This window comes from Aeromonas sp. V90_14 (assembly GCF_029967615.1).
In the GTDB taxonomy this organism is placed as follows: domain Bacteria; phylum Pseudomonadota; class Gammaproteobacteria; order Enterobacterales; family Aeromonadaceae; genus Aeromonas; species Aeromonas hydrophila.
In genome coordinates, this window is the sequence record NZ_JASCAS010000045.1 from 13837 (window position 1) to 33905 (window position 20069).

The 20069-nt window shown below is 63.5% G+C and carries 13 protein-coding genes; 9 read left to right on the forward strand and 4 right to left on the reverse strand.

The window, feature by feature from the left end:
- Positions 1–35 precede the first annotated feature (35 nt).
- From QLG02_RS18660 to QLG02_RS18675, 4 genes are all read left to right on the forward strand, one after another.
- Positions 36–230 carry a hypothetical protein gene (locus QLG02_RS18660; protein WP_282465863.1) on the forward strand — a complete coding sequence of 65 codons (195 nt, stop codon included), beginning with the start codon at positions 36–38 and terminating at the stop codon, positions 228–230.
- A gap of 134 nt (positions 231–364) precedes the next feature.
- Entirely contained in the window at positions 365–775 is a 411-nt protein-coding gene (locus QLG02_RS18665; protein ID WP_274439201.1) for a hypothetical protein, read from the forward strand.
- A 169-nt stretch (positions 776–944) separates the two neighbouring features.
- Positions 945–2192, forward strand: a complete 1248-nt coding sequence (locus QLG02_RS18670; protein WP_282465864.1) for a site-specific integrase — start codon at positions 945–947, stop codon at positions 2190–2192.
- 51 nt (positions 2193–2243) lie between these two features.
- Complete coding sequence (locus QLG02_RS18675) at positions 2244–3176, forward strand: hypothetical protein (protein ID WP_282465928.1); 933 nt, start codon at positions 2244–2246, stop codon at positions 3174–3176.
- 101 nt (positions 3177–3277) lie between these two features.
- Here QLG02_RS18675 and pbpC read toward each other — a convergent pair whose 3' ends face one another.
- From pbpC to QLG02_RS18690, 3 genes are all read right to left on the reverse strand, one after another.
- On the reverse strand, positions 3278–5677 hold the full coding sequence (gene pbpC / locus QLG02_RS18680; RefSeq protein WP_282465865.1) for a penicillin-binding protein 1C: 2400 nt from the start codon (positions 5675–5677) through the stop codon (positions 3278–3280).
- A gap of 10 nt (positions 5678–5687) precedes the next feature.
- Positions 5688–10658 (reverse strand): alpha-2-macroglobulin, encoded by a 4971-nt coding sequence (locus tag QLG02_RS18685; RefSeq protein ID WP_282465866.1) that lies wholly within the window; start codon positions 10656–10658, stop codon positions 5688–5690.
- Between the two features lie 109 nt (positions 10659–10767).
- Positions 10768–12165 carry an amidohydrolase gene (locus QLG02_RS18690; protein WP_024943695.1) on the reverse strand — a complete coding sequence of 466 codons (1398 nt, stop codon included), beginning with the start codon at positions 12163–12165 and terminating at the stop codon, positions 10768–10770.
- An 806-nt stretch (positions 12166–12971) separates the two neighbouring features.
- Between QLG02_RS18690 and QLG02_RS18695 the strand changes: the two genes are divergently transcribed.
- Genes QLG02_RS18695 through QLG02_RS18715 form a run of 5 tightly spaced genes read left to right on the forward strand, consistent with a single transcriptional unit; the run spans position 12972 to position 18156 of the window.
- Positions 12972–14066: an AI-2E family transporter gene (locus tag QLG02_RS18695; protein ID WP_282465867.1), complete on the forward strand. Its 1095-nt coding sequence runs from the start codon at positions 12972–12974 to the stop codon at positions 14064–14066.
- Positions 14067–14070: 4 nt separating this feature from the next.
- Positions 14071–15591, forward strand: coding sequence for a TolC family protein (locus QLG02_RS18700; RefSeq protein WP_016350338.1), 1521 nt, complete (start codon positions 14071–14073; stop codon positions 15589–15591).
- The gene (locus tag QLG02_RS18705; RefSeq protein WP_282465868.1) at positions 15584–16690 is read left to right on the forward strand and encodes an HlyD family secretion protein; all 1107 of its coding nucleotides are present in this window, start codon (positions 15584–15586) and stop codon (positions 16688–16690) included. The genes QLG02_RS18700 and QLG02_RS18705 overlap by 8 nt, the downstream gene beginning before the upstream one ends.
- A gap of 7 nt (positions 16691–16697) precedes the next feature.
- On the forward strand, positions 16698–17726 hold the full coding sequence (locus QLG02_RS18710) for a hypothetical protein (RefSeq protein WP_282465869.1): 1029 nt from the start codon (positions 16698–16700) through the stop codon (positions 17724–17726).
- A 1-nt stretch (position 17727) separates the two neighbouring features.
- The gene (locus tag QLG02_RS18715; RefSeq protein WP_016350335.1) at positions 17728–18156 is read left to right on the forward strand and encodes an ion channel; all 429 of its coding nucleotides are present in this window, start codon (positions 17728–17730) and stop codon (positions 18154–18156) included.
- A gap of 91 nt (positions 18157–18247) precedes the next feature.
- On the opposite strand, the gene QLG02_RS18720 is transcribed toward QLG02_RS18715, so the two are convergent.
- Complete coding sequence (locus QLG02_RS18720; RefSeq protein WP_282465870.1) at positions 18248–19936, reverse strand: FAD-dependent oxidoreductase; 1689 nt, start codon at positions 19934–19936, stop codon at positions 18248–18250.
- Positions 19937–20069: the final 133 nt, after the last annotated feature.

Sequence of the window (20069 nt, forward strand, 5' to 3'; positions counted from 1 at the left end):
CAAACCAGTGGGCTCTTTTCTCCAAGGACCCAACCATGACTACCAAGCTGAACCCCAGCGAGGAGACCAGCCTCGCCCTGAATACCTTTAGCACTCAACTTCGGGCCATCCTCCAGATGCCGGACGGCTCGGCCAAGGTCGCCATCGCCAGCGTCGAAACCCTTCTCGCCGCCAACCTGACCATGATTAGCGACGCGGCAACTGCCGGATCCACGATGTCAGCAAGATAACCCTTGTGCTGGCGGGTACAGAACCCATCAGTGTTGCAGCCTGATACCCCAGCCATGATTTTGGGTGACAAGTAATCACGGCCCTTCCTTCAACTCAACCAGCGCCCCATCCTCTAGGACAGGAGGGCCACGCCATGCAACAACTTCAACTGACCATCGACCAAGACAGCCAGCTACTCAACGAACTGGTAAGCACCGTGCGCTCCCCCACCCTTTCCCGTTCGGCCAAGCTTGCCGAGATCGGCCGTATCCTGGCGCACTTCGACCTGCCTATCGAAGCGCCCCGGGTAACCGGCCAGCTCTGGAGCGCCACCGAGCTGGGCAAGGAGCTGGGGGTCAGTGCCCAGGCCATTGGCCGGCTGGCCAACCAGAACAACCTGAAAACCACCGAACTGGGGGAATACCGCCTTGACCAGGCGGCCAACTCCCGCAAGCAAGTTCAAACCTTCTACTACAACCAGCTCGGGCGTCACCGGCTCGAGTTTCTTTTAACCGCGAGGACCAAACCATGCAGCAATTTGTCTATCCCTGCGCCAAATGGGTAAGACCAAAGCTTTTCGCTGAACTGACTGGCATGACAGAGAAAGCCGCCGAAGGGCGCCGCTTGAAAGGAGAGTGGCCAGAGGGGCGCGTCTGGCTCAGAGCCCCTGACAACCAGATTCGTTACAACGTTGCGGAGTATGACAAGTGGGTAGAGTCAAGCATGATGATCTAGTGGCTGGAGTCACCGGATTGGAAGTTCATGGCAAAAAACTGCGCATCAACTTCACCTACAAAGGTGTTAGGTGTCGGGAGGTCTTGGATCTCCCCATCACCAAGGCGAACGTGAAATTTGCCGCAAACAAGCTGGCCACGATAAAGCACGAGATCGCCATCAACACCTTCAACTACGCCTCCCACTTTCCAAACAGCGGCACAGCGGACAAATTCGGCCCGGTAAGAAAACGCCATCAGCTGGGGAGCGCCTACGCCGAGTTCTGGCAGCTGCTGGAACCAACCCTCAAGCCGACCACCAGAAAGATTTACCCTTATGGGTTCAAGTCCTGCCTTGCTATTCTCGGTCAGGAACGTGACATGGCCAGCTTGAAGCCAAAGGATCTTGAGCGGCTGCGAAATGAGCTGATGGTTCAACTGCGCCCCGCCACGGTGAACACCTACCTGAAACGTTTCTGCCAGTTCCTACTCTGGTGCGAGCGCAACGACATATTGAAGAATGCCGGCAAGATGCTGTCGGCCGTGAAGCTGGTATCCTCTAGCAACGGCTCGCCTGCCGACCCCCTCGAATATTCAGAATACCTGCTGGCGCTGAAGTCCTGCACCCACGTCCAGCACCAAAACATGATCACCGTCTCCGTTTATACCGGGCTGCGTCCGGGTGAACTGCGCGCCTTGGCGTGGGAAGATATTGATTTCGACAAGCGGACGATTACGGTGAGGCGCAGCGTCGGCCCAGGTGGTGACTACTTCAAGCTGCCAAAGACCAGCTTGGTCAGGGTTGTGGATATGCAGCCCCCGGTGATAGAGGCGCTATCAGGCCAGCGTGAGCTCACTTACTCGAGAAAGCCGGTGGCGATCACCGTTGACCAGACCGACGGGAAGGAAACCCTATCAGTTCGGCCAGTGTTCTCGCCCAAGCTGACTTCGACGTTTGAGCACAACTCAGGAAACTGGTTCACCCAGTCTGGCTTTGTGACCATGTGGGTTCGGGTGGTTGAGCGATCTGGCATCCGTTATCGCCGCCTTTACCAACTGAGACACACTTTCGCCAGTTGGAATTTGACATCACACGGAAACCTCGCTTATATCGCCGACCAGATGGGTCACGCAGATCTTGAAATGCTTCAGTCCGTTTACGGCAAGTGGATCGCGTCAGCCAGCAAATCTGAGGCTGCTCGGATCTGGGAACTGATGACGTCAAAAGGCCATTTTGCCCCAACCACGCCCCAAGAAAACGGCGAATAACTATAAGGCATTGTTTTTAAAGTGGTAAAAACCTACATCTACTACCCCGGCATGGAAGTGCGCGACGAGCTGTGGCTCAAATTTGCCCTGCTCTATCTGGAGCGGCTCGCCTTCGTCTTCACCGTCAGTGAGAAGAGCGGCCTCACCGCCCTGCTGCAGACGCTCGAACAGGAGACGGATCTGCTGGCCGAACGGCCGGATGCCACCTTCTTTGCCGCCATCACTCCCCAGTTGGAGAGTCAGCTGAGCAGCCTGCTCGCCCCCGACTTCGTGCGTCACAAGGTGTTTGGCAACAAGGAGCTGATCGGTCGCTGGCGCACGCCGGCCAACCACGACTGCTTCTGCCCGGCCCAGGCAGGGCTGGAGCGGCTGCACGGCTTTTGCCTGACGCACGGTTTTGCCAGCCGGGAGGAGGGTGGGTTCAGGATGGCGCGCCGCTTTGCCAACCTGCTCTCCATGCGGCTCGCCCGCGAGTGGGCGCTCGCCAATGAGGGGGCGCTCATCACCGATCACGACTATCTGGACCGGCTGCTCCACCTGCTTGAATCTCGCTATCACAACCGGGGGGGCCAGGATTGCTTTCATCTGGAAATCCCGCTGCAAGTACCCACTCACTTGGCCGACATTCCGTTTGCAGAGCTGATCGCCCTGCGCGGGCGCAGCGGCTTTCGCCAGCAGTTGGCCGAGTTCAATCAGGCGCTCGATGCCCTGCTCACCATGCTGGGCAGCGGCTACGCCGAGCCCACCGTGCTGACCCGCTTCGAGCAGGCCCAGCAGGGGCTCAACCAGCTGCTGGGGCCGCAGACCCAGAGTCTGCCGCTCACCACCCTGGTGAGTACCGGCCTGCCCGCCATGGCGATGATCCATCGTCTCAAGGCGAGCCATCCGGACAGCAAGCTGGTGTTTCACTCCATCAAGAAGAGCCACTTCCACCAGCGCAAGAGCCAGCACTTCTTCACCCGGCTGGGGCAGGTCAAGCCCTGACTCCGCGACACCCTGCGGGAGAATCGGCAATCCGCTGACGACATCGCAGCCATCCCCCGATGTCGTCAATATTCGGACACCCCAAAGAGCGGCGCCTCCCCTCAGGAGGGATTTTCCAACCGAAACTCGATGCGATCGCTGTTGCCCGCCTCATCCACCACCACCAGCTGGTATCGACCCGCCTCGCTCAGCACCTGATCCCCGTCCCAGCGCAGCCGCTGGCCGTTGAGAAACCAGGCCGGCTTGCCGACACCGCCCAGCACCTTGGGCTGCAACCGATAGCGCTGGCTGCGAATAAGATTGCCCTCCCCCAGCGCCACGATGCGAATGGGGGCCTGCAGCTCGGCGCTCTGCCCCTCCCCAGCACAACTACTTGCCAGAAGCGCCTGCCGCCGCTCACCGGGCACCCGCCACGGCTCCAGCGACAATGGCCAGAGCGCCCTAAAACCGGATTGCGCCACATCCTGGCAGCGGGTCAGCGTCGGCTTGCCCCCGGCAGTGAGTGCAACTTGACGCAGCGGCGAGGGCCAGTCCATGGGATCCGGCAAGGTGGGAGGATCCCGCCCTTCCAGCAGCCAGGCGCTCTGACGCTGCAAACAGGCCTCTGGCAGGGTCGCGCTGGCCTTGCGCCCCAGCGGCCAGCAAATCTCGGCTTCGCTCACCGTGTTGGGTTGTGCCGGCAGAGGGCTGTTGTCAGCCAGCCGCGAGTAGACCGAAAGCAGCAGTGGCACCGCTGCGCTCTGGCCGTAAAAACCGGGCATGGGGGTGCCGTCGGGGCGCCCCAGCCAGACGCCGATGGTCCAGCGACCGGAGACCCCCATCGCCCAGCTGTCGCGATAGCCATAGCTGGTACCGGTCTTCCAGGCCAGTCGATTGACCCGGCCGGTCGCCTCGCTGGCAAAGGGCTGATCCGCCCGCCCCTGCGCGCTCAATATTTGCCAGATGATCCAGGCCGCGCCCGGGCTCAGCAAGGGGCGCGACACCGCCTGCTGCCCCGCCAGCCAGACCGGCATGGCCACCTGCCCCTGCCGGGTCAGCGAGCTGTAGAGTGCCACCAGCTGTTCGAGCCGAATGCCCGCCGCCCCCAGCGCTATGGCCGGGTTGGGCTTGTCGGAGAGGGCCAGCCTCATCCCGGCGTTGTCGAGGCGGCTGACCAGTTTGTCCGGCCCAAGCGCCTCCAGCACCTGCACCGCCGGCACGTTGAGGGATTGCTGCAGCGCCTGCGCAAGGGTCACCGGCCCCTGAAAGGCACCGGAAAAGTTGGCGGGGCGATAGTCAGACCCGAGCCTCGGCGCGTCGGAGAGCAGGGAGGCCGAGTGTACCAGCCCCTCGTCCATGGCCAGACCGTAGATGAAGGGTTTCAGCGTAGAGCCGGGAGAGCGGATCGCCTGCACCATGTCGAGGTAACCATGGCGGCGCAAATTGCCATACTCGGCGCTGCCCACATAGGCGCGCACCGCCATGGTTTTGTTGTCTACCAAGAGCAACGCCGCTGAGGTCTGCTCGGGGAAGCGACGGATATAGCTCGCCACCCGCCCCTCCAACCAACGCTGCAGATCACCGTCGATGGTGGTGTGCACCAGCGCTCCCGCCTGATTGTCGGCGGCGAGACGGGCAAACAGTGGCGCCTCCATCGGCGTGAAGTGACCGCGAGCCAGCACCGGCTCGATGCGCCCCTCCAACCACACCGGCTCGGGCCAGACACCCTGTGCCACCAGCCGCTGCATCACCTTGTCGCGGGCGGCGCGGGCCCGTTCGGGATGCCGGTCCGGCCGGTTGCGGCTGGGAGCCTGCGGCAGCACCGCCAACAGCGCAGCCTCGGCATAGGTCAGCTTGGCCGCACTCTTGCCGAGATAGGCAAAACTTGCCGCCTGCACCCCCTCCAGATTGCCGCCAAACGGCGCCCGGTTGAGGTAGACGGTGAGCAGAGTGCGCTTGTCGTAGTGCCACTCCAGCTGCAGCGCGCGCGCCATCTGGCGCAGCTTGCCGGGCACGCTCCTGTGGTAGGGCTCGATGAGGCGGGCAACCTGCATGGTGAGGGTCGAGCCGCCCGACACGGCGCGCCCGTAGCGCAGCCACTGACCGATGCCGCGCACCATGGCCACCGGATTGACCCCGGGATGACGCCAGAAGTAGCGATCTTCGTAGCCGAGCAGTGCCTCGATATAGCGGGGGGAGACCTGCTCCAGGGTCACGGGGTAGCGCCACACCCCGCTGGTATCGGCAAAGGCGCGCAGCGGTCGCCCCTTCATGTCGAGCACCACTCGGGCATAGGCGGGGTCGAGTGGTGGCGGCGGGAAGAGTCGATCCAGCGCCAGCAATGACAGGCATAGAGTGATGATCCCCAATACCGAGAAACGCAGCCAGCGCGGCAGACGGCCAAGCCTGCGCCAGCCAGCGCGGCCACTGCGACCCAATTTCAGCCAGCCACGCTGCCAGAAAGTGAGCGGGCAAACCCGCTCACTGGAAGGAACGTTGCTCAGAGGGCGTCTGCGACTCATCAAGCGCCAGCTACTCAGAGATAGTTACCTCATGGATATCCTCACCCAGAGCCCTGAGCTCGGGCCGGTACATATCCTCCACCTGGGTCGGCGGCACCTGATAGCGACCCGGCGTCACCGCACGCATCAGGTAGACCAGCTGCTGGTTGCTCCCCTCGCTCAGATCCAGCGCTGCCGTGTAGCGGTCGTCGCGAAACTCCTGATGCTTGAGGTAGTCGTTCCACTCGCTCTGCCACGCCGGTTTCCCTTCAATGGAGAGATCTTCCAGCTTGATGCTGTTGCCAAGGGCCGGGTTCTCCAGCTCGAAGCCGGCGGGCACCATCTCCACCAGCAGAGCATCGGGCACCGCCGATTCGCTGCTGACGTTGAGCCGCACCACCACCAGATCGCCCACCTTCACCTTGGCGGGATCAAAACGCTGCCCATCGCTATTGAACCAGCTGCGGGTCACGCTTATCCCCTGACTCAACCGGGTAGGAGCCTGCTCGGGGTAACCGATCAAGGTGCGCTGCACATAGAGGGATCCCTTGCCCTCGTTGGTGACGGTACTCGCCGCCAGCGCCTCGGGAGTACCCTGCTGCAGCGGAGCCGAACCGCTCAGGGATCCACTGCCAAGAGAGGAAGTTACCCTGGCCTGCCAGTCGACGGCCGGGTCGAAGCGGGCAAGTCGCAGCAAGGCGAGCCGCTCCTGAGTGCTGAGCCACTGACGGTGAGCCAGGGTATCGGCCACCTTGGCACTGAGGGCTGGCCAGCGCTCCGCAGCCAGCTTGTGCTGGCGCAGCAGGGAGAGCTCAAGGGCCTGGTCGCGCAGCGCAGAGCCGTAATCACCCAGATAGTCGTCACCGCGCTCGGTCGCCAATGCCCGGCTGAGGGCCTTGGCGGCATTCTGCTCATCCCCCATGGCCGAGAGGGCCAGCGAGAGGTGGAGCAGCGGCAAGCCGGAGCGGGCGTGATCAGCCTGCTGCTCCCAGACAAGGCGCAGGGTAGCGAGCGGCGCCTTGCCCACCCGGGCCAGCACATAGGCGCTGTAGGCCTGATAGGCCAGCCGGCTGTGCTCGGGGGCACTGCTCCAGCGCTCACCATACTGGCTGTCGGTGAGATAGCTTTGCAGCCGGTTCAACGCCTGATTGAGCATCGCCTCCGGCACGGCATCGCCCGCCTCCTTGCGCGCCAGCAGGTAGTCGGCGGCGTAGGCGGTGAGCCACTGCTCCTCGTCGGAGCGACCATCCCACAGACCAAAGCCGCCGCTTGGCTGTTGCAACCGCTGCAGCCGTTGCAGCAGGGCGCGCTGCACGTCCGCCTCACTCGCCGCTTTCTTGCCCTCTGCGGGTTTGCTCCAGGCGGCCCGCTCATCCGCCGTGGTCAGCAAGTAAGGCCAGGCACGGGACAGGGTCTGCTCCAGACAGGCGTAGGGGTAGTCGGCCAGCGCCTGCCACTGGGCTGCTGGATCCCAGGGAGGGGTGCCGGAAAGGCTGAGCAGCCCCTGCAGATTGGCACGATCCAGCCCGGCCAGCTCAGCTGGCGCAAAGCTCATCTGCTGGCCGGGGGCCAGCATCTGGTAGCGCTGGCGAGTCTCTGCCGGCCAGGGGGAGCGCAGCGGCAAATACCAGTCGCGGCTGATGGCAAAATCCTTGCCGCTGGCCGCCAACTGCAGACTTGCCACACCGCTCGCCCCGGTCACGGTGAGCGACAGGGTCAGCCACTGCTCCTCGCCATTTTTAAGGGAAAGGGTGCGGGGCAGCTCGCCGTTTGCTTTCAACCCGCCATTGAGGGTCCAAGCAAGGGAGAGGCTCTGATCCTCACCGCTCATGTTGCGCAGCTGCACCAGCGCCCGGGTCTCATCCCCTCTGGCGCCAAAGCGCGGCCAGCCGATCTCGGCCACCAGCGGCGCCACCACCTTGACGGCGCGCTCGGCCTCACCGACCTGCTGTTCGTTCCAGGCCAGCGCCATCAGTGCCAACTCGCCGTTGAAGTTGGGCAGATCGAGCGGGATCACCGCCTTGCCCTGTTCATCAAAACTCACCTCGCCACTCCACAGCGCTGCTATTTCGACCCGACTCTCCAGCGCGCCGCCCTTTTTCAGCGGCGCCCGATCGCCCCCGTAGTTGAGGCGGGCCAGCTTGCCATCCTGCGGCGGGATCACCTGGCCGTAGTTGTCGAACAAATCTTGGGCGAAGCGCTTGCGGCCAAAGAAGAGCTCGAACGGGTCGAGGGGCTGGTAGTCGCTGATATTGAGCACGCCCCGATCCACCGCCGCCAGCACCACGCGGCCCTGACTGTTGGGGGTGGAAGTGGCGGTCACCTCCAGCCGGGTGAGCGGAACCGCTTTATCCGGCGCGCTCAGGGTAAGCGGCAGACGGCGCGCTTCCCGATCCAGGGTGAGCGGCACCAGCCCGACCGAGCGCAGGCTTTGCCCCTGCTGCTTGCCAGCCGGTTTGGAGGCGCTGTCTGGCGCGGCGATCTGGGCCGAAATGTGCAGGTCATGACGCTGCCACTCGGGGCTGACCGGGATCTCGAACTCGCCACGGGCATCCTTGGCATCGCCGCCGGCGCCCTTGAGTTCGATGCGCTGCCACCAGCGCAGGCCGTCGCCATCCTCCACCAGCAGCAACCCCTTGCCGGGGCGCGGCGCCACCAGCGTCACCTTGGCCTTGTCACCCGCCTGATAGGCGCGCTTGTCGAGGGTGATGGCAATCTTGTCGGGCCGCGCCTGCTCGCCACCGCCACCCCAGGCGTAACTGCCGATCTCCACCCGCAGGCTGGATTGATGGCCCTGACTGTTCTCAACCTCCAACCGATACCAGCCCGCCGCCAGTTGCAGCGTGAGCGGGGTCGGCCCCTTGCCATCCAGTTGCAGGGTTTGCTCCTGCTCCAGATAAGGCTGGCTGTTGAATTCATACTTCCACCCCTCGCCATCGGCGTAGTGCCAGTAGTAATCGCGGTACTCGTTGACAAGGCGCACCTTCACCGCCCCCGCCTGCGGCTGGCCCTTGTCATCGAGGTTGAGGATCTGGAAGGGCAGCGGCTTGCCCCCCTCTACCCGCTCCGCCACGAAATCGGCCTTGAGCGCGGGCCACTGGCTACCCGCGGGCCAGCCATACTGGGTGCGGCTGCGATTGACGGCGCGGCCACCGGGCTCTGAGAGCGACACCCGATAGGCCACCTCCAGCGGCCCGAGAGCGCGCACTCCATCGAGCTCATCAGCAAGCGAAAAAGTCCCCTGCCCCTGCGCATCTAGGGTGAGATTGAGGGGCTCGAGATCCTTGGCCTGCTCGGCGAGCAGCACGTCACCCAGAGTGAACTCCTGCCACTGGGTAAAGGGCATAGTAGCGCGGCTGATTTTCACCTCCGCCTTGGCCTTGGTGGCACTCGCCGGCGCGCCGTAGAGATAGTCCCCTTGCAGCGATAGGCTGAGGGCGGCGTCCAGATCCATTACTTCCCCATCCTGCCCCTTGCCAAGCTGCAATTTCAGCCGTTCCGGCAGAAACTCCTCCACCAGAAAGGGCCACTCGAAGCGGCTGCCGGCGGCGGTTTTGAGGTTGATGGTCCAGCGCCCGAGCGGCGCATCGTCCGGTAGACGCAGGCCGTAGTGGGCGGCGCCAAGGCTATCGGGCAGCAGCCGTTTCTGTTCGAGCAGCTGGCCGTCCGGCTGTTTCACCTCCAGCTCTACCGCCATCCCCGGCAACAGCTGGCCATCCTGTCCTTTTAGCAGGATCTCGCTGTCGAGCCGCTCGCCGGGGCGATAGAGATCCCGCCCGCTGAACAGATAAAGCTGCTGGGCCTGCCAGGGCTGGGTGCCGAGATCGAAGGTGGAGAGATCAAGCGCCGCCCCATCGAGGCGCAGCACCGCCAGATGGCTGCCCTGTTCGGCCAGCAGCAAGCGGGCCCCCTGCACCTGATCGAAGCGACGATGGCCCTGCGGATCCGTGGTTTGCACCTGCAACCGGTTGCCCTTCTCGTCGAGCAGGGAGAGCTGCACATCCTTGAGCGGGTCGGCGCTGGCCAGGGAGCTCACGAACACCTCCAGCTCATCGCGGTAACGGCGGGCACTGAGCCCCATGTCGCTCACCGCAAAATAGGTGGTCTCCTTGCGCCAGTCGTAGTTGCCAAGGGGCGACATCACCGCAAAGTAGACGCCAGCTTCGGCCAGCTGCGGCTCCTTCACATTGATAAGGCGGGTCTCGCGCCGGTTGGCATCGAGTTCCAGCGCGTAGCGGCCGCTGAACACCCGCTTGGCCCGCTTGGTGATCTGTTCAAGCTCCCAGTTGCCCATGCCGGCACCGGGACGATACTCGGCCAGAAAACGGGGCAGATATTCCGCATCGACCCGGAAGAAATCGATATTGACCTCGTCCACGTTGACCGCGCTGATGGGCAGGCGCAGCTCGTCGCGCAGCGGCAACACCATGCCACTGGCGGTAAACGAAGCCCCCGCCTCCAGCGGCCGGGTCTTGAGAGTCCAGCTCTGGGGGGATGGGCCCAGCCCCGCCTTGAGGCTCACCTCATAGCTCTTGTCGGGCTGTACGTTCGGGAAATAGAGGGTGCGGCCATCGTCGGCCAGGATCCACTCCCCCTGCACCTGCTTGCCCCCCTCGCTCACCGAAAGCCAGCTCTGCCAGTTTGCCTTGGGTGCCAAGGGGCCGGAGAAGACCAGCGCCAGCGCCGGGGCATCGCGATATTGACGGGCATTGGCCTGCACAACTGAACTCGGCGCCCCGGCCTCCTGCTGGACAGCCGCTTGTGTGGTCGGCCCATTGGCGACAACAGGCTTGTCGGGGCCGCAGCCGCTCAGCAGCAGTGCCGTGAATCCCGCCAGCAGCAGGGCTGGCCAGCGGCGCCCCGGGGCGGTCATCTGTTGCGGTGAGGAACAAGAGAGGCGAGGGTGAGAGTCGACGCGGCGCATAAATGTCATCCCTGATTGGCTCGCTGCCAGTGCAGCGCAATAGCCAACAGGATAAGGGATCAGGCTCGCTTGACACAAAACTCATTGCCATGTTTGCGACAACACAGGAGGTAACTGCCACTATGACGACAGGGTGCTCTCGCGAGACACCCTGCCTTTATTTACCCGTAGTCAATGCTCAACGCAGCTATTGTGCCGGACCCGCCGATTTGGCCAGTACGCTAAGCGCGGTCGCCGTATTGACCCTGGCCCCGACCGGAATGGCGGCCAGATCCACGAAGAAATCGGGATTGTGCAACCCATAAGGGAAGGTTTTTCCCTCCGCCCTGGCCTTGGCAAATACCGCGGGCGGTGCCACTCCGATGAATTGATAGGCATAAGGGACATTCATCCCCTTGAAGGCTTCGGCAAAATCTTCTGAGCCCATGGCAGAGGGGAAATCACTGATCACGTTCTGCTCCCCCAGCAGCTGACGCAAGACAGGCGTGACTCGGCTCATCAACTCGGCATCATTGACCACGGCACCGGCACTGCCTTTCATCAGCCGGGTCGGCAACTTGTCATCCGGTACCCCGGCAGCGATGGCGATGCCCCGGTTGACCTCGTCGATACGCCGCAGCAGCAGTTCACGCACTTCGTGGCTGAACCAGCGCAGATTGAGCTTGAGCACGGCACTGGCCGGGATCACGTTGTTGTCACGCCCCGCCTCGATGGCACCCACCGTCAGCACCGCTGGTTGCTGGGGATCGAGATTGCGGCTGATGATGGTCTGATAGGCCAGCACCGCCTGGGCCGCCATCACCACGGGATCCAGCGTCAGCTCGGGGGTCGAACCGTGACCGCCTACCCCGTGAAAAGTAATGTCGAGCTGATCGACCCCCGCCATCCGCACTCCCGCCGCGCTGGCAACCAGCCCGGTGGGGCCAGGTACCACGTGGGCACCAAAGGCGTAATCCGGCTTGGGGAAACCGCGCTGCCACAGACCGTCATCCACCATGCTCTGCGCCCCGGTCCCTGGCTCCTCCGCAGGCTGGGCATATACCACCAGGGTACCTGACCAGGCGGGCTTGAGCGCGACCATGGCCTTGGCCATGCCAAGCAACCAGGTGACATGGGCATCGTGACCACAAGCATGCATCACATCGATCTCGCTGCCATCTGCCAGGCGTTGTTTGGTCTTGGCGGCATAATCGAACCCAGTCGCCTCCCGTACCTGCAGCGCATCCATGTCAGCCCGATACCAGACCGTCGGACCGTCCCCGTTTCTGAGCACCCCGACCACCCCGGTCTTGGCGATCCCTTCGGTGACGTCGAACCCCAACTCGCGTAACTGCTGACTGACGATACCGGCGGTGCGCACCTCCGTGTAGCCAATTTCGGGATGCTGGTGCAAGTCCTTGTAAAGCGCGATCAGACGCTCGCTGTCACTTGCCACTGTATCATTAAGCTGGGTCAGCAGCTGGCTGGAGAGAAGATGGGCCTGCGTCGGCAAACTCTCTCTTGCATTCGTTACCGGCGTGATGGCCGAGGAAAGGGCCAGCATGGCGGCGATGGAGAGCCCCTGGCAACATGTGGATTTGTTCATTCAGATCCCTTTGCATGAGATGAAAACGGGGTGGACCGTCAAGGGCGGAAGACACGTGTAGATGCCAGTGCTGGTAGCCCGCGCCAAGCAACGCCCTGGATGGCGATTGCCAGCATGGCACAGGCAAACAACCTCAGCGAGAAATAAGTTGCGTTCGAGTCGCCACAAGCCGGTTAGTGTTCGCAGTGAGACCTACCCTACCAATGGCGGTATTGTCTTCACGTTGACAGGGTTATAACCACCGCAAGCTGTACCGGGGTTTAATCTGTAACGGCAAACCGGCGGAAAACATGTTTCAAAATATGACAAGCACCGGTTTGGTACACATCAACACATGGATGCTGTCAGCATGCTTCCTGTCAATGTCCAACTGTCAACATCGAGCACCTGGCTGCGGACACGTCTTCCTCACCGCCATCTGTGGCAACAGAAATATCCAGCCATGACAGGGCCGCAATATCCGCCATTCTACTGCGCACGCTGCCGACGCTATTTTATATAGGCAAATCCGCCCCGTTTTCTGGCTGCAGACTAGACTGGAAACAACTGTTCTCTGGTGCCGCAGGTGATCGGACTCCTTATTATCCAGCCTCATCAGCGCCATTGAACCAATCGACTAGATATCAATCAGTTAAATATTTATTAAACATGGATTGTCGGCACAACAAATAAACCGGGGGCAACCTCGAAATACCCCCTACACTCTGAACTCAGTCTATTTATTACCGTACAACCCGCTTGCTGGGCAGTCCTTCACGTCAGACAAGCACGGTTGTGTGCTCATCCCTCGTTGGAGTCATACCAGAATGGAAAATAACGATCTGTCCATCGTCGAAAAGCGATTGGTTGCCCGGTTCCTGGATATGTTCATCAAGTTCGGCCTGATCCTGGCGTTGGGCTCTTTCTGCTTCACCGTGTTCTCCCCCTTCATGAACATGATGTTGTGGGCCCTGATCCTGGCCGTCACCCTCTATCCTCTCCACCAGCGCTTTGCCGTGCGGCTGGGGGGAAAACAGGGGCGGGCCTCCACCCTGCTGGTCTTGCTGGGCATCCTGCTGATCGTGGTTCCCACCGTGGCCATGCTGAGTTCCCTGGGTGACAGCGTCAGCGCCCTGATGGAGCGAATGGACAGCAACACCCTGCAGATCCCGGCGCCTTCCGCCGACATCGCCAGCCTCCCGCTGATCGGCACCAAGCTCCACGCCATCTGGCTGAAGGCATCGGTGGACTTGCCCAGCCTCCTCATCAGCTACAAGCCGCAACTCGGCGATCTCGCCAAGCAGGTGGTCGGCATGCTGGCCAGCATGGGGGGTGGACTGCTGGGCTTCGTCGTCTCCTTCATCGTGGCCGGCATCATGATGGCCTGGGGAGCTCCGGGCGCCCTGAGCGCCGATCGCATCGCCATGCGCATCACGGATGAACGCAAGGGATTGTCGCTGACCAAGTTGTGCACCAGCACCATCCGGGCCGTGGCCATGGGGGTCATCGGAGTGGCCTTCATCCAGGCCCTGCTGGCGGGGATCGTCATGATGCTGGCAGGGATCCCGGCGGTCGGCATCTTCTTCGTCCTGGCGCTGCTCCTCGGTATCGCCCAGGTGCCCGTGATCCTGGTAACGGGGCCCGCCATCGCCTACATGTGGAGCGCAGGCGATCACGGCACCCTGTTGAACATCTTCTACAGCGTCCTGCTGATCGTCGCCGGCATGGCCGACAACGTGCTCAAACCGCTGCTGCTGGGGCGCGGGGTCGATGCGCCCATGCCGGTAGTATTGCTGGGCGCCCTTGGCGGCATGGCCACCAGCGGCATCCTCGGCATGTTCATCGGGGCCACCCTGCTCTCCATCGGTTATCGCATCTTCATGGCCTGGGTCAACGAAGGTCTGGCTACTGCGGGAAAATAGCCCCATGGCCGCCCAGCGTCATACCATGCGCCCTCTGCTCACGGGGGGCGCATGCCTGCTGTTGAGTGCCTGCACCCTGCTTGGCCCTGACTATCAGGCGCCCCGCGTCGAGGAGATGGCCGGCTGGCACCCCGCCAGCACAGGCCAGCAGGTATCTTCGGCCACCGACTATCGCCAGTGGTGGACCCGGTTGCACGACCCCGTGCTGAGCACGCTGGTGGAAGAGGCGTTCATCAAGAACCCGGATGTGCGAATAGCGGGATTGCGGATCCTCGAGGCCCGGGCCCAGCTCGGCATCGCCGAGAGCCTGCTCGGCCCCCAGGCCACCATCGGCACCGCCGAGCTGCTGCAGGCGGGCCAGACCCGCAACGGCCACAGCAGCTCGGGCAGCAGCTATGGCGCCGGCTTCAACCTCGGTTGGGAACTCGACTTCTGGGGCAAGTTCCAGCGCGGGATCGAGGCGGCGGATGCCAACTACTTCGCCACCCTGGCGCAATATGATGACATCCAGGTCCTGCTGGCGGCTCAGGTGGCCCAGCTCTATGTGAGCATTCGCACCGTCGAGGCCAGACTGCAGATCGCTCGCGAGAATGCCCGTATCCAGCAGCGCAGCCTGGAGATCACCGAACGGTTGTTCAAGAGCGGCAACAGTGCCGAACTGGACGTGCAGCAGGCCAAGACCCAGTACCTGGGCACCCTCTCCGGCATTCCGCAGCTCGAAACCAGCCTGCGCCAGAGCCAGAATGCCCTCTCCACCCTGCTCGCCAGAGCCCCGGGGCCCCTGCCCGAGATGAATGCCGATACCGGCAAGATCCCCCGGGGAGAGCTGGCACTGGTCACCGAACTGCCGGCCGATCTGCTGCGCCGTCGCCCCGATGTGCGGGTAGCGGAGCGACAGCTGGCCGCCCAGTCGGCGCTGATCGGCGTGGCCGAGAGCGAACTCTACCCCTCCATTACCCTGCTCGGTACCCTGGGCATCAGCGCCACCAGCGGGGAGAGCGGCACCTTCTCCTGGGCCGCCGGGCCGTCGCTGAGCTGGAACCTGCTCGATCAGGGGCGGCTCGGCAACCAGATCCTGGTGCAGGACGCCCGCTTCCAGCAGTTGCACGAACGCTATCGCGACAGCGTGTTCAAAGCGGCCAGAGAGGTGGACGACGCGGCCGTGGCCTACGCCAACGGCCAGGACGAGATCGCTCTGCTGACCCAGACCGGCGAGGCCGCCCGCCGCTCCCTCAACATCGCCAACACCCAGTATCGCGAGGGGATGGCGGACTTCCAGCGGGTACTCGACTCCCAGCGCGCCCTGTTCAATCAGCAAGAGCGGCTGGTCAACAGCCGTGGCGCCCGGATGCGCGATCTCATCACCCTCTACAAGGCACTGGGTGGCGGTTGGGAACAGGGGCGAGAACGTCCTCTGGTCACCCCGGCAGTGGAAGCCCGCTTGCGCCAGCGCGCCGACTGGGCCCCGCTGCTCGACGCCGCCCACCCCTCATCCTCTGCCCGAAAGGTAACCTCGAATGACTGACAGCTCCGCTTCCCCCGGCCAGGCCAGCCGCCGCGCCACGCTCGGCTTGCTGGTACTCATCCTCCTGCTGCTCATCTGGTATCTGCTGGCTGACCGGCTGACCCCCTACAGCTCCCAGGCTCGCGTGCAGGCCTTCGTGGTTCCCGTCGCCGCCGAGGTATCCGGCCAGATCAAGCAGGTATATGTACGCGACAATCAGGACGTGGAAGCCGGCGCCCCCTTGTTCGAGATCGATGCCGAACCCTATGACATCGCGCTGGCCAAGGCGCGCTCCGATTACCAGACGGTGTTGAGCGGTGTCAGAGCAAATAGCGAAGGGGTCAAGGCGGCCGAAGCGGCCCTGATGGCCATGCGCGCCGCCTACGACAACGCGGCCAAGGACGCCGAGCGGCAGGAGCGGCTCTATCGGGAAGATCCGGGCGCCATCTCGGTGCGTCGCCTCGAGGTGGCCCAGGCCAGCCGCGAGACGGCCAGGAGCCAGGTGGCGGCAGCCCAGGCCGACGTGCGCCGCGCCATCGAGGCCGCCGGGGAGAGCGGCGATCACAACTCCCAGCTGCTCAGCGCCCGTGCGGCGGTACACAAGGCCGAGCTGGATCGCCAGAACACCCGGGTGGTGGCACCGGGCCGCGGTCTCATCACGGATCTTCACACGGATGCAGGCCAGTTTATCGGTGCCGGTGCCCCGGCCATGACCCTGATCGCCATCCACGACGTCTGGGTGTCGGCGGATCTGACGGAGAACAACCTCGGCAACATTCACGCCGGTGACAGGGTCGCCATCCTGCTCGACAGCCTGCCCGGCCGCCTGTTCGAGGGGGAGGTGCGCAGCATCGGCTACGGGGTGAGCGACGGCAAGGGTCAACCGGCGGGCACTTTGCCAAGCGTGGACAACAACCGCGACTGGCTGCGCCAGGCTCAGCGCTTCCCGGTCAAGATCGCCTTCAAGGCCGCTGACTTCCCCCCGGTCGAGGCGCTGCGGGTCGGCGGTCAGGCCGACGTGCTGGTCTATACCGGTGGCAGCGCCGGCGGCAGCTGGGTGATGAACCTGCTGGGCTCGCTCCATATCCGGCTGATGAGCCTCTGCTCCTTCCTCTACTGAGGCACCCATGCATAACGCCGACAGGACCGTACTGCGCATTGGCACCAGCATCGCACTGGCAACCCTGATCTGCTACGGGCTGGCGCTGCCCATGCCGCATCTCGGGGTCATCATGGCCTGGGTGGTGCTGTGTCGCCCCGGCGAGCCGCTCAGCCTTGGCAAAGGGTTGCTGAGTGGCGCCCTGCTGCTGGCCGTGATGGTCGGCGGCGTGCTGCTGGTGCCCCTGCTGACCCACTATGCGCTGGCGGCGGTGCTGCTCGTCGCACTGCTGCTCCATGGTCTGATGCAACAGGTGCTGGCGGGCAAGGGGGCGGCTGCCATGCTGCTCATCATGGCCATCACAGTGCTCCCGGTGGCCGGCCTCATCGAGCAGGCACTTGCCATCGCCCTTGCCCAGCTGATGGCGCTGGGGATCCTGATAGGCACCCTGGTCAACCGGCTGGCCCACAGCCTGTTCCCGCCCCAGCCGGTGACGGGAACCCAGACCAGGGCCACGCCTCAGCGCCCCGAACGTCCCGAGCGACTCGCGCTACGGGCCGTGGCCACCGTGCTGCCGGTGTGGCTGCTGGCGCTCGGCAATCCGGCCTTCTATATCCCGGCAGTGATGAAGACGGTGATGCTGGCCCAGCAGAGCAGCTCGCTCACTGCCAAAGAGGCAGGCAAGGAGCTGGTGCTGTCGACCCTGACAGGCGCCCTGCTGGCGTTCCTGCTCTGGCAGGGGCTCGGCCTCTGGCCCTCGCTGTTGATGCTGGTGCTGCTGCTGGCCTTGATGACGCTCTGGCTGGCACGACGGCTGGTGCGGCTGGTGCCAAGTCGCTTTCCGCCCTCGTTCTGGAGCAACGCCTGGATCACCGCGCTGATCCTGTTTGGTCCGGCGATCGAGGACAGTGCCACCGGCAAGGATGTCTGGCTGGCAGCCGCGATGCGCTGCGGCCTCTATCTGTTGGTGGCCGGCTACGGCTGGCTCTGTATCTGGCTGCTTGAACAGTGCTGGCCCGTCGGCCGGCCACTGGCACAAGCATCGATAGGAGAGTGATATGTTTTCCATTTTTCTGGTCGGCATCCCGGTGATCCTGGCCAACATGCTGCTGCAATCCCTGATGTCCGTCTGGTGTATCCGCTTCTACGTCAAGCGGTTCAGCGAACGGGAAGGCATGCTGGCCGGGGTGCTGGCGCTGTTTGGCATCATCACCCTGGTGATGCTGGGCAACCTGGTGCAGATCGGCATCTGGGGCGCCCTGTTCCTGTGGCTGGGCGAGTTCAACACGCTGCAGGAGGCCGTCTATCACTCGGGTGTCAATTTCGCCACCCTGGGCTATGGCGACATCGTCATGAGTGCGCAGTGGAAGCTGCTCGGGCCGCTCGAGGCGGTCAATGGCGCCCTGATGATAGGCCTCTCCGGTGCCTGCATGCTGGCGATCCTGCAACACCATGTTCGCAAGCAACTGGGCAACACGCCGCACTAGCCATCCATCCGTTAAGCAATGAAAACAAAAAGGCCACTCTCTGGAGTGGCCTTTGGTTGACATTGCCTCTTATGCCCTCCTCGGGCCAACGCTATTCGGCGGTGGCCATCTGCCAGGTCTTGAAGCCGCCGGAGAGGTTCTTGACCTTGAAGCCGTGCTGGCTCAGCAGGCGACAGGCCACATGACCGCGCAAGCCCACCTGGCAGCTGATGAGCAGCTCTTTATCCCTGGGCAGCTCATGAAGGCGGCCACGCAGCTCATCGAGGGGGATATGCAGCGCACCCGGAATGCGACCCAGCTTGTCGAGTTCGGGGCCATTGCGCACGTCCAGCACCTGCTGATGGGGGTGACGGGCCTCTACCTCCGCTGCGTGGCAGAGCAGGGTATCCCCCTTCAAGTGGTTGCTCGCCACGAAGCCGGCCATGTTGATCACGTCCTTGGCCGAGCCGAAGGGCGGCGCATAGGTGAGCTCCAGATCCTGCAGATCAAACACGGTGAGACCGGCGCGCTGGGCCACCGCCAGCACGTCGATGCGCTTGTCGACCCCGTCCTTGCCGATGGCCTGGGCGCCATAAACCTTGCCATCGGGGGCAAACAGCAGCTTGAGGCTGACCGGATGAGCACCGGGATAGTAACCGGCGTGGCTGCCCGGGTGGACATAGGCCTTCTCGAACGGCAGCCCCAGCTGCAGCAACCGCTTCTCGTTGAGACCGGTGCTGGCTACCGCCAGATCGAACAGCTTGCAGATGGCGGTGCCCTGGGTCTTCTTGTAGGTTTCGGCTCGGCCCAGCATGTTGTCGGCGGCGATGCGCCCCTGCCGGTTGGCGGGGCCCGCCAGCGGGATCAGCACAGACTCGCCGGTGACGAAGTCGGTCTCCTCCACCGCATCCCCCACCGCATAGATGAAGGGATCCGAGCTGCGCATGCCGGCGTCCACCTTGATGCCGCCGCGCGGCCCCAGCTCCAGCCCTGCCTTGGCGGCGAGCAGGGTTTCCGGTTTGACGCCGATGGCGAGGATCAACAGGCCGGTATCGAGCCGGGAGCCATCGCTTAGGGTCAGGCGCAGCCCGCCCCGCTGCGCGGTCGCCACCGCCGAGGTCTTTTCGGCCGGCACGTCCAGGCTCTCGATGGCCGAGAGGCCGGTACGCAGACGCAGATCGACCCCCTCCTCCCGGATGCGGGCATGGAGCATGTTGGCCATCTCTTTATCCACCGGCGCCATCACCTGATCGGAGAGCTCCAGCAGGGTGACCGCCAGCTTGCGCTGGTGCAGCGCCTCCATCATCTCCAGCCCGATGAAGCCGCCCCCCACCACGGTGACATGGCGCGGCTGATCGTGCGCCAGCGCCGCCAGAATGCGATCCATGTCGGGAATATTGCGCAAGGTGTGCACACCCGGGCTGTCGATGCCGGGGAACGGAGGCCGGATGGGGGCCGCCCCCGGGCTCAGCAGCAGCACGTCATAGGCTTCACGGCGCTCTTCGCCGGTCAACAGGTTGCGCACCAGCAGGCTCTTGCCGGCCTTGTCTATCTCGATGACGTCGTGAAAGACCCGCACATCCACGTTGAAGCGGCGTTTGAAGCTCTGGGGGGTCTGCAACAGCAGGGCATCCCGGTTGGGGATGTCGCCACTGATGTGATAAGGCAGCCCGCAGTTGGCGAAGCTGACGAACTCGCCCCGCTCGAACATCACAATTTCCGCTTCTTCGCTCAGACGGCGGGCTCTGGCCGCCGCAGAAGCACCACCGGCCACACCGCCTACAATCAGGATCCGTTTCATCAGCAAGACTCCAGTCAACGACAGATTGCCATTAAATTAGTATTTTCTAATTTAGAATTCAATGAAATTTTGTTTGTACCGATTTTGCAGTATTCTTGCCACCCGACAGTCGTTCAACAGGATGTTATCAGTT

Bases quoted from the DNA above. Each gene is read 5' to 3' on its own strand.
- QLG02_RS18715 (WP_016350335.1), top strand. From the start codon at position 17,728: ATGTTTTCCATTTTTCTGGTCGGCATCCCGGTGATCCTGGCCAACATG.
- pbpC (WP_282465865.1), bottom strand. From the start codon at position 5,677: ATGAGTCGCAGACGCCCTCTGAGCAACGTTCCTTCCAGTGAGCGGGTT.
- QLG02_RS18675 (WP_282465928.1), top strand. From the start codon at position 2,244: ATGGAAGTGCGCGACGAGCTGTGGCTCAAATTTGCCCTGCTCTATCTG.
- QLG02_RS18710 (WP_282465869.1), top strand. From the start codon at position 16,698: ATGCATAACGCCGACAGGACCGTACTGCGCATTGGCACCAGCATCGCA.
- QLG02_RS18690 (WP_024943695.1), bottom strand. From the start codon at position 12,165: ATGAACAAATCCACATGTTGCCAGGGGCTCTCCATCGCCGCCATGCTG.
- QLG02_RS18720 (WP_282465870.1), bottom strand. From the start codon at position 19,936: ATGAAACGGATCCTGATTGTAGGCGGTGTGGCCGGTGGTGCTTCTGCG.
- QLG02_RS18700 (WP_016350338.1), top strand. From the start codon at position 14,071: ATGGCCGCCCAGCGTCATACCATGCGCCCTCTGCTCACGGGGGGCGCA.
- QLG02_RS18660 (WP_282465863.1), top strand. From the start codon at position 36: ATGACTACCAAGCTGAACCCCAGCGAGGAGACCAGCCTCGCCCTGAAT.
- QLG02_RS18705 (WP_282465868.1), top strand. From the start codon at position 15,584: ATGACTGACAGCTCCGCTTCCCCCGGCCAGGCCAGCCGCCGCGCCACG.
- QLG02_RS18665 (WP_274439201.1), top strand. From the start codon at position 365: ATGCAACAACTTCAACTGACCATCGACCAAGACAGCCAGCTACTCAAC.
- QLG02_RS18695 (WP_282465867.1), top strand. From the start codon at position 12,972: ATGGAAAATAACGATCTGTCCATCGTCGAAAAGCGATTGGTTGCCCGG.